The following is a 2,625-nucleotide window of genomic DNA, read 5'->3' as shown; positions in this document are numbered from 1 at the left end:
TTTTTTTCTCTTTTTCTTTTTTTTTTTTTTATTGTTATGGCGATCACCGTTATCTACACTCTTTCCCTTCTCGTCGTTCTTGTGTTGGGGTTGGTGTTTCTGTCGGTGTTGGGGTTGGTGTTTCTGTTGGTGTTGGGGTTGGTGTTTCTGTCGGTGTTGGGGTTGGTGTTTCTGTCGGTGTTGGGGTTGGTGTTTCTGTCGGTGTTGGGGTTGGTGTTTCTGTTGGTGGTGGTAATGGCTGTAATGCTACAAAGTCACCATTATCATCAATGAAACCTCGTACAAGAACACCATTTATTTCCCTTGTAACTATTACAGTATTTGTAAGTACTCCTGCTATACCCATTCTTTAATTCTCCCTCTAAAAATTATCTTTAAATTTGTTTGCGATATTTATTGACAAATACTTTTTTTGGCGTTGCTTACATCAGGTATGAAACTGGTGAGTGAGTATTATATAGAAGTAAAAAAACTCTTTTAAGTACTAACTACTAACTACTGACTTAAAAATCATACAATCATTCAGCAACACCCTTTTTTTTATAGTAATAAAGTTGTTAATTTGTCATTAGTCCTAAATTTGACCAAAAATTACAATAGGTATTTATTCTGAATTGTCCAGTTAACCAATATGGGACGCAGAACTGTAGACCAAAGGTAAAAGTGGCCCTGTTTGTTCCTGTCCATTGACCGCCAAATCGCTGTGACAAAGGTAAATCCGATGTTCATTTGACCTATTAACTGAACTAGAGTGGCAATAAGTTACACGACTTAACAAATCTAGCAAAATTCGTCGCAATCTTTCCCGATCGGATTTTTGAGTATCTTCAATAGTCCAACAATTTCCTAACTGGCCTTGCAAAAATAATGGCGCTCCGTAGAGAGTGGCAGTACCTCCACTTAACCACAGAGGAGAGCCAACATCTAACCAAAACTGCCATCTATGACATTTGCGACTAGCTCGGTATTGGAAAATCGTCGCTAAAGTAACTGCGGGAGGTGAATGACCTATTGAACGGACTGGATATGGGTTAGCACTGACAACACCTCTGCGTAAAAACTGGATAAATTTTTCCACTGTGCTAGAAGATGAATCTTCCTCCATTGGGTCATCAGTTATAGCTTCTGTTACCTGAAGTTGAGAGTTTTGTTTTAGTCTGCGCTCTACTTCCCAATAGTGGGTTGCTGTTTCCATCAACTCTTGTAGCGCTGCTAACTGAGTATAAGAAAGATAACTAGAAATAAAAAATTTCTGAATTGCTCTATCTAGTAAAAAGATAGGGTTAGGCAGTTGACGTTCTTGCTGTTGCGTTCTTTGTTTTTCTATCCACTCTAAAATCTGATTATAAATACGAGTTGCTCGATACCCGACCCTATCCCATCGAGAAAAAGTTTGTATGGGTAGTAAGCGTGGATGTGTAATATCTGGATAAAAGCAATGATCTGCTAATAAACCTGCCCGCACTGGATCTATATCATTAGTCTTTTGTAAATTTTCCTGACCATCTATTTCTTTTTCCCCTGTAGTAATTGACCTTTGACTTAATACCACCAGCATTTCTGCCACAGCATCACGATCTACTAGACGACCCAAACCAGGATAAACTAAAGTTAAAATACTTAATAATGCTCGAATCATCGGATAGCTAATTAGAAGACGTTGTTCTTTAAGAGATTCCACAGCAATTCGATTCTTATTTAGAATTGAAATTAAACTATAACGAGCGATCGCATCTAAACCAGGAGCTATTATTGCCACTTCTTCAGGTTTTACTATACCCAAATTTATATCTTTAACGATCGCCTCTGCTGTTTCTCGTAATAAAGCTGCCCGCGATCTAGTTTGAATGGATTGAAAATAAGCTGGAAGTTGATAGATAGAAGTATTCAAGTAATTATCGACGACTAATTCGACAATAGGTTCCCCTATTTCTTGTGCTAAATTCTGAGCTGCGTCCAATGCTTCTATTTGACAGCGCTTCTGTAGTTGTGCTAGATATTCCGGGTCAGCACCCAAACCTAACCTAATACTACCATCAGGATTATAAGTGAAAACACCTGCAGAGCCATTATCTAACAGAAAGTCGAACAACTGACAAGTTATAGCTGGATATTCATCCACATCATCTGCCAACACAAAAGGATAGCGATGAATTAAATGTTGCTGATAGGTAGAATTTGGGAGTAGATACCGCCAGTACAACTCCGTAATTATTCCGTAAGTTAGCAAACCTGTTTGCCAACACCAATGTCGCCACTGTTGCAGTAATTCTACTATATTGGCATAGAAGCCCCCTATAGGAGTTGGTGACCCAGCCCCTACTTCCTCAAATCCCTGTTGTAAAATCATTCCGATTTCTTCTGTGGGCGTGCAACTGAAAGCAGCCAACTGAAATAAGTCCAGAGTTCGACGTATCATCCGCTCTAGACTTACTCCTGGCTGTTGTAGTTTCTCTATATGAGGACGCCACAATCTGCTAGCAAGTTCCTGTTCTGTTTCGGGGCGTAGTCGCAAAGGAAACTGCCCCCTTAAGTCCAAGGTTTGAATCAACAATGGCCGGAATAAGATTATGATTGCTTCGACCCGGCCGCTGCCTTTGCTGGTCGAGAAGCCGCTCTTCACCG

General features: G+C 39.9%; 2 protein-coding genes. Both read right to left on the bottom strand.

What is annotated here, in order from left to right; translation table 11 throughout:
- Window positions 1-49: 49 nt before the first annotated feature.
- On the bottom strand, window positions 50-346 hold the full coding sequence (locus tag F6K22_RS38265) for a hypothetical protein (protein WP_293110112.1): 297 nt from the start codon (window positions 344-346) through the stop codon (window positions 50-52).
- A 276-nt stretch (window positions 347-622) separates the two neighbouring features.
- Window positions 623-2,554 carry a recombinase family protein gene (locus F6K22_RS38260; RefSeq protein WP_293110111.1) on the bottom strand — a complete coding sequence of 644 codons (1,932 nt, stop codon included), beginning with the start codon at window positions 2,552-2,554 and terminating at the stop codon, window positions 623-625.
- Between the last annotated feature and the right edge of the window lie 71 nt (window positions 2,555-2,625).

Origin of the sequence: Okeania sp. SIO2F4, from assembly GCF_010672385.1 — a bacterium.
Taxonomy (GTDB): domain Bacteria; phylum Cyanobacteriota; class Cyanobacteriia; order Cyanobacteriales; family Microcoleaceae; genus Trichodesmium.
This window is presented reverse-complemented; position numbering and strand designations above follow the sequence as displayed.